Source organism: Candidatus Lokiarchaeota archaeon, from assembly GCA_014730275.1.
GTDB lineage: Archaea > Asgardarchaeota > Thorarchaeia > Thorarchaeales > Thorarchaeaceae > WJIL01.
On record WJIL01000064.1, the window covers coordinates 24,313 to 31,472 of the forward strand.

Below are 7,160 nucleotides of genomic sequence, written 5' to 3' on the forward strand. Positions count from 1 at the left end.
CCAGAAAATGTCTGTTCTTTTGTTTTCAAAAAAAAAAGAATGGGGGTTCGGAAGATTCCAAGCCCCCAACTATCTTTTTCGTTCTAACTTACGTTCTATTACCCAACTATGGAGAATCCATCGAACGCAAGCGTTGGAACTTCTGCTCCGTATGGAACAAGAGTCTTGTCCTCGCCGATACGAATGAGATTGGCTAGGCCTTCGTAGAACTTGCCCGAGACGCTTGTTGATTTCAGTGGGCATTTCTTCTCCCCATCTTCGACAAGATAAACGTTATTGGCAACGACAGAGAACTCCCCGGTACTGACATTGGTATGGAACATGCCGATTGGTGGCTCTGTAATCAAAATCGCCTTCTCGTCGAATGACGAAACAACGTCCTCATGAGAGCCCTTGCCAGCAGCAACATCTAGGAACTTCATGGAAATCGAGGGAGGTGATTCGTATGGTGTTGATCCGCCAAATATTCCTCCACCGCGAGAGCTGTTGCCTGTAGAGCCGCTCCCGAACTGCCTGCCGTAGTAGGTATCGAACAAGAAGCTCTTCAGAACACCATCCTCGATTATGACATTCTTCTGCTGAGGATAGCCTTCTGCATCAATTGCTTCGGTACCCATGCCGGTTGGTTTCTGACCATCGTCAATTAGTGTGAAGTCCTCAGAAGCGATGGTATCGCCAATCATGTCACAAAGAGGTGATATCCCTTCAACAACAGGTCTACCAAGAGTAGCCTTACCAATGCTTGAAAGAAGATATGCAGCGGCGGCTCTAGGAGCCCATATGGTAGGCAATGTTGTCGTCTCATCCAACTTCTCTGCACCTAGCTGTTCGACTGCAGATTGAGCCGCATTCTTTCCAACACCTTCAGTCTCAAACAACCTCTCGCGTGCCCCATCGAAATCGTAGGCGGACTTCCGTTCTCCGTTTTGTATAGCAATCACTTGACCAACACAATAATTGGACACTGACCGGGTAGCAGCTTCCACGCCTAACGAGTTGACAACTGCGTAACCGCCCCAGCTTGCTTCAGCAGATCCGCCAACAACCTTTGCTCGTTCGTCAACGGACCCAGCTTCTTCCACAATGGATTCGCTGTGTTTGATTAAATCATCAACGCCCAGCTCAAGAATCGCTTCATCTGCAAGACCTTCCTTAGCAGGTTTCTTTGGTTCACAGAATCCCTCGAATTCCTCATCAGGGACAGCAGCCGTATCTGCTACTTCAAATGCTTCTTTCACACTCAGTTCTATTCGTTCCGGCTCAATTCCACTTGCGCAAGCAAAACCAACTTTCTTACCCTTGGCTGCACGAACAGCGTTTCCAGCAACGATGCCGTCCTTTGCGGACACGATACCCTGCTCGATTTCGGCTTCAGCACTACTATACCAGTACAAGTAGATTTCAAAATCGGCATCGTACTCCGATCGAGCATGCTTTAGGCCGGTATCGGCAAGAGATAGTAGTTCACTCTTCAAATCATCATAATTCATTGTCATCGTCATTTCCTCCTATCATGCTTCTCCTCCAAAGGTAACGCCATCCATGACTAGTTTCGGTCCGCCTAGGCCTGTTGGTAATGGATATTGATCGCCTTTGCCACACCCGCCAAAATAGCCAGAGTAAAGTTCCAGCTCCTTTGTAGCTCCTTCTACCTGCGACAGAAGCTGCAGGATGTTACCCGAAAGTGATACTTCTCGGAGCGGATACTGTATCTCGCCATCCTCAATCCAATACCCACGGATTGCTTTGAACAAGAAAGAGCCATCGCCAGAAACTTGGCCTCCTGAAGTCTGAATAGCATAGACTCCTTCGTCCACCATTTCAAGCGCCTCTTCCTCGGTCAAATCACCAGGCTCGAAGAAGGTGTTCGTCATTCTCGGAATTGGCGGGAAGACGAAATTAACTGCCCGAGCATTGCCAGTCGGCTTCTGACCTAGTTTCTCCGCAGTGCCTCGATTATGAAGGTAATGTGTGAGCACACCCTTGTCGAGTATCTTGGTCATGCTGCCTGGAATTCCTTGATCGTCGAAAGGTACCCATAAACCACCAAGCTCATCGATATCAGGTACGCCACCATCTACGATTGTAGCATGTTCAGTTCCTAACCTCTCATCCATTTTGCCGGTAAGCGGAGAGCCACCTGTGACAACGAAATCAGCCTCGCTTAGATGACCAAATGACTCATGTGCCAATACACCGACCAGATGGTTCTCAATCAAGGTCCGGAACTGACCTGCGGGACAAGCCTTTGCTTCTAGTTGCTCCTTGGCGATATCACCTGCAGTAGCGCCGATATCCTCTGGTGTTTGCCCGTCAGTTTCAAAGAATTCAAGGCCGAAAGTTCCACCATGTCCTTCGCGGCCCGTAACAAGATTCCCTGCATCTGTCCTCGAAGTTACACTACACCGCAAATCAGTAACTAGGAACTCCCAATCTACAATCGAGCCATCACTGTTTGTTAGTAGCTTCTGTCCAAATAGCTCACCGTATAGCCCTCTGACATTCTTCACCTTCTCACCGTGCTCACGTGCCGTTTCAACAGCTCTGTTCACCATATCGGTTTTGAAGCTTAGTTCTCTTTCGCTAGGGTGAATTTTTACAGATTTTGTATCAGAAGCAGATGACTTCACAGCTGGCCGCTCATCGAAAGGCAGTTTCAATTTTGCAGCTCCTGCTGAAGCCTTCGCCATCCGATAAGAACGCTCGGTTGCTTTTTCAAGATCCCCTTTCTCAAGAGAAGCAGTAAAGGAGAAACCAGAGACGCCTTCCACATAGCAAGTTACTGCAACGCCCCGCCGCGACTTGCTTTGGATCTCTTTCCAAGTGTCGTCTGTTCGATCAAGCGTTCGCAACGTGAGGTCTTCGTAACGAGCCTCGACAAAATCAGCACCCAGGTTTTCTCCCTTTTCTACACAGTGCTTTGTCGCATTTAACATATCCAAATAGCTCCAGTCTTGTATCAAATATACCCAATTCTCAAACTCTTACAGAGAAAGTAGGGCACATTCCGTTGGCTTTTGCAGCTACTTGGCCATTTTATATCTAACCTATTGCGTAAACGAACGATTGGTTAAGATTCTATCCTGATTCCTCGCTTTTCCGTCCTCTAGGCAACTCTACTAACCATGCAATAGCTGTCAGAATGCTAAGAACAGTCATGCCTACGGCACGACCGGAAGACACAATATTCAGGAATGGGTCAATGCGCCCGGTCTGGTAATAAGCAAACAGGTGAGGTAAAGACAGCACTGCAATAAGCGCGAGACCTGGAAAGAATATAACCTCCCACAGCTTTGGCCGGTCTTTCATGCTATATCTCCTCAGAATTTTATCAATTTTTCATAGTAATAAAACTTAGGGCATTCAAAAAACCATGCCGCTTAGCATACAGTACTCAGCAATAACCAAAATACCAATAAGTTCTGAAGCCAGTTGATATTTTTCCGATTTCATTATCCATCGAGAAATCTCTGAAAGTTACCATGTTCACACATAGAAGAAATATGGCAAAGACCGATTAGTCAATAGAATCGGTGGATATCCTGTGTTGATTCGTTGAGTTTCATATTCTAGCGAACAAAAGTAGAAGAACGGTAACTAGACTGAGCAGCACCGTCGAAGCCAGAACATCGTGGGGCGGTGTTGTGACACCGGGAATAAAAAAGCCAGTCCTATCTCGATATACCGCATATTCTTCCCCAAATTTGCCTGCAAGATGCTTCTCTTCGATCAAAGCAAGACCTAAGTATGCAATTAGAATCACAAACCAAAGAGCCACAGTGCCCTCTGGGCTCAGCCAACCTATACCAAATGTATGAATGAGTACCCAGTAACTCCATGCTGTGAATCCCGATGTCAGGAGCAGAAGCCCAAGATATTGAGGATGTCGAACGTAACGGTAGGGACCAGACATCACGAGGCCATTAGCTTTTCTTTTCTGTACAGCGAGATGCAGTATTGATGCAAGTGCAATGATCGCACCCAAATATGCCGCGATATTCATAGGATTAAGAGGATTTAAAACAAAGAATCCAACGGCTTCTGCTATTCCAGTGGGACCATTTCCGAGCATGGCAATAAGAAACACAAGTAGAGGCACAGACATGAGCCCAATCCAACTGACCATGCCGGGCATCTGTACTACGAGGGGTATCAGGTATGCGATAACGCGCAGGATGCCTTCCCTAGTCTTTTCAACTAGACCCATCCGTTGCACCCATTCAACATTCATCGGAAAGACACTTTAAATGCTTGAACTAAGCAACAAATCCGGGGCAAAAGGTCTTCATAACTCAAGTTTCTTTAGCAAGAGCACATCGCCGATATATAGAGGAATTGCGGTAACCTTGACGGGAGAAAACATCGAGCTCGCTGAACAGGATAAAATCTGTCCTGACGAGGAAGTCAGCGTGCTTAGCGTAGCTAATCTTTCGCTTGTCACATTCTTTGTACTGCTTGGACTCAGTATGGTGTCTCCAATCCTCCCAGAATACGCAGAGAGCTTCCAAGTTAGTTACACACTGGTTGGTGTCGTGATTTCATCTTTCGCTATCACACGAATGGTTCTGGACTTGCCTGCGGGAATTCTATCTGATATTTACGATAAAAGACGAATCATGATTCTAGGGCTGATTCTTCTCTCAGCTTCATCTGTGCTAGCTGGTATTGCCCCCACATACATCGCACTAGTAATCGCACGGATGATTGAAGGTGCAGGGTCAGCTATGTACGTTACTGCTGCCACAGTGCTACTCACTCAGATATGCGGAGAGGAACAAAGAGGACAGTACATGAGCTTGTATCTGGGAATGCTGCTTCTAGGATCTATTTTTGGTCCCACCTTCGGAGGTCTGCTTACACAAGCATATGGTATATCGGCACCTTTTTTCGTCTATGCGGTCCTCACAGGTTTGGCCATCATTCCAACAGTAGTGCTGCCAGATGTACGTAGTCCCAGAGATGGGTCTTCTGGTTTCCAAATGAGGGATACTTTGAATGACATACGTGCTGTTCTGTCCAATCAGCAATTTGTTCTAGTCACATTTACTGTATTTACTATGTTCCTACTGAGGACAGGTGTCAGGTCAACGTTGGTCCCGCTTTTCGCTTCAAACAATCTTGGTCTCGATTCAGGGACGATAGGTCTCATCCTTACCATTGGGGGGATAGCAACAGCATTGACCGTTACTCCAATAGGGCGGGTTTCAGATAGAATAGGTAGAAAAATACCCCTCGCAGTGTGTATTGTTCTAACAGCTGGGACTGTCCTGTGGATTCCATCTGCTACGGGCTTTGTTTCACTATCAGTTATCATAGCAGTATATGGCGCATCTGTTGGGCTCTCAGGTCCCAGTGCAGCCTTTGTGGCGGATGTCTCACCACAGGATAAACTAGAGGTTTCTATGGCTCTTTATCGCACAATTGGTGATTTCGGGTATGCTATTGGACCAACGCTTCTCGGTTTCGTAGCTGATCAAACGGCCGCTCCTGTCCCGGGTGCTTCACACTCAGGCCTGATCGGAATTGAACCCTTTGTTCTTGCCACACTGATTCTTGCCGCTGCATTCCTGGGGCTGCTAAAAGTAAGAGATCCAATAAGGAACAAAGGCCACTGAAATCGCAACGAATCACACTTCAGATTCCGGAGTATTGATGGTTCGAAGCTTCATCGCTTCGCTTGAGTCATTCTCTAAGAAAATGAGAGATATCAGCGATTATAAGGAGTTTTAAGATGAAAGGCTACTATTATGATTGAGAAAATGACGACAAAGGAAGAACCTCAGAAATACCCTCAAGACCCGGATAAGATAGCAGATCTCTTGAAGGCTATCTGGAATCTTGATGATGAAGAACGGGAGAAAGTCATCCGCTATATTAGGTCTTTGTCTCCATCCCAACGAAGGAAAAACAAAATCACTTTCTCATGGGCTGGGGGATTGAGTGAGTTTCGTGATGAATTCACCTCCTTGGAATTAGAGAATAAAGCATCCGAATGGAGACACCAATGATTCTAATTGACACAAATATCTTTCTCGAGATTCTTCTAGAACAAAAACGAGCCGAAGAAGCAACTAATTTCATTGATCACCAAAACACAGATGAAATCTTCATTAGTGATTTCACAATCCATTCAGTTGGCGTAATTATGTTTAGACCGTCTATCAATAAGCATGAACTGTATCATGATTTTGTTTATGATGTTCTTCTTAATGGTGGCGTTAGAACATTGACACTCGCTTTGAGCGATACGCCAAATCTCGTTTCTTCCTCCCGGAATTATAATCTCGATTTCGATGATGCTTATCAATATGTATTATGCAAGAAACATGACCTTGACATCGCGAGCTACGATACCGATTTCGATTCTACTGATTTGCACAGAATTGAGCCTTGAAAGGGTTATTGGCCCCTTTATTCGGAAGTCTATATTCAAGAATGTCTTGAGAATTCTTATTATTATCTAAGTGACGATGATTGCGTACTCGAGGAAAAAAATCAGTATCAAACTAAGAGTAGCAAAGCTAACTTTATTCATGCTTCATTTTCCGGAATGTTGATGGTTAGAAGCGTCATCGTTTCCCCAGAGTCATTTCGATAGCCATGAAGAGTTCCTTTCGGGATTTGAACAAGTCTGCCAGGCATAATACCATATTCTTCGTCTTCGAGCCAACCAACGCCGTTACCACTGATGAAGTAGAGCACATGGTGATAGTCGTCCCTATGCTCAGAAAACTCACCCTGTGGTTTCACTCGAGTAAGAGTGACCTTCGTGCCCGAGGAAAAGGCGGTCACAAGTGGAAAACCAACAACACCCTCCGTTATCTCATCTCTAACTACTTCAAAATCAGTTTTGGTTACTAGCTCGATTTCTTTCTGAAACATCATTATTACTCCCTTTTTCATTTTCAAGAGGGGCACTGGTCACATTTCAGTTCACTCTGACGACGCTAAGAACTCTTTGGATTCAATTGATAGTTTCCTAGTAATCGTCGTGAGATTAGTATATTGGGCTCAATGACTCACAAAGAATTGCGATGGACTTATTATCCGGACAATATACGATGCTAAGAACTTGAAGGCGCATCACTTATGAAGTGCAAAATCCTCCTCTTACTCTTTGCGTTGCTTATCGTCAGTAATGCTCAAGCAGCTGGAAAACA

Annotated in this window: 8 protein-coding genes; 3 read left to right on the forward strand and 5 right to left on the reverse strand. The window is 45.5% G+C overall.

All coding sequences use genetic code 11. From position 1 onward, the window contains the following. Positions 1-98 precede the first annotated feature (98 nt). The 4 genes from GF309_06915 to GF309_06930 form a co-directional block, all read right to left on the reverse strand. On the reverse strand, positions 99-1,502 hold the full coding sequence (locus GF309_06915; GenBank protein ID MBD3158508.1) for a hypothetical protein: 1,404 nt from the start codon (positions 1,500-1,502) through the stop codon (positions 99-101). A gap of 9 nt (positions 1,503-1,511) precedes the next feature. Continuing rightward, a complete protein-coding gene (locus GF309_06920; GenBank protein MBD3158509.1) occupies positions 1,512-2,936 on the reverse strand; it encodes a hypothetical protein in 1,425 nt (474 codons plus the stop codon). 142 nt (positions 2,937-3,078) lie between these two features. Continuing rightward, a complete protein-coding gene (locus GF309_06925; GenBank protein ID MBD3158510.1) occupies positions 3,079-3,309 on the reverse strand; it encodes a hypothetical protein in 231 nt (76 codons plus the stop codon). A gap of 253 nt (positions 3,310-3,562) precedes the next feature. Next, positions 3,563-4,231 (reverse strand): hypothetical protein, encoded by a 669-nt coding sequence (locus tag GF309_06930; GenBank protein ID MBD3158511.1) that lies wholly within the window; start codon positions 4,229-4,231, stop codon positions 3,563-3,565. A gap of 16 nt (positions 4,232-4,247) precedes the next feature. Here GF309_06930 and GF309_06935 point away from each other — a divergent pair, with 16 nt between their 5' ends. From GF309_06935 to GF309_06945, 3 genes are all read left to right on the forward strand, one after another. Further along, positions 4,248-5,615: an MFS transporter gene (locus GF309_06935; GenBank protein MBD3158512.1), complete on the forward strand. Its 1,368-nt coding sequence runs from the start codon at positions 4,248-4,250 to the stop codon at positions 5,613-5,615. Positions 5,616-5,807: 192 nt separating this feature from the next. Beyond that, positions 5,808-6,008: a hypothetical protein gene (locus tag GF309_06940; protein ID MBD3158513.1), complete on the forward strand. Its 201-nt coding sequence runs from the start codon at positions 5,808-5,810 to the stop codon at positions 6,006-6,008. Further along, positions 5,993-6,394, forward strand: coding sequence for a PIN domain-containing protein (locus GF309_06945; protein MBD3158514.1), 402 nt, complete (start codon positions 5,993-5,995; stop codon positions 6,392-6,394). Before GF309_06940 ends, GF309_06945 begins: the two co-directional genes overlap by 16 nt. 137 nt (positions 6,395-6,531) lie before the next feature. On the opposite strand, the gene GF309_06950 is transcribed toward GF309_06945, so the two are convergent. Beyond that, a complete protein-coding gene (locus GF309_06950) occupies positions 6,532-6,909 on the reverse strand; it encodes a cupin domain-containing protein (GenBank protein MBD3158515.1) in 378 nt (125 codons plus the stop codon). Between the last annotated feature and the right edge of the window lie 251 nt (positions 6,910-7,160).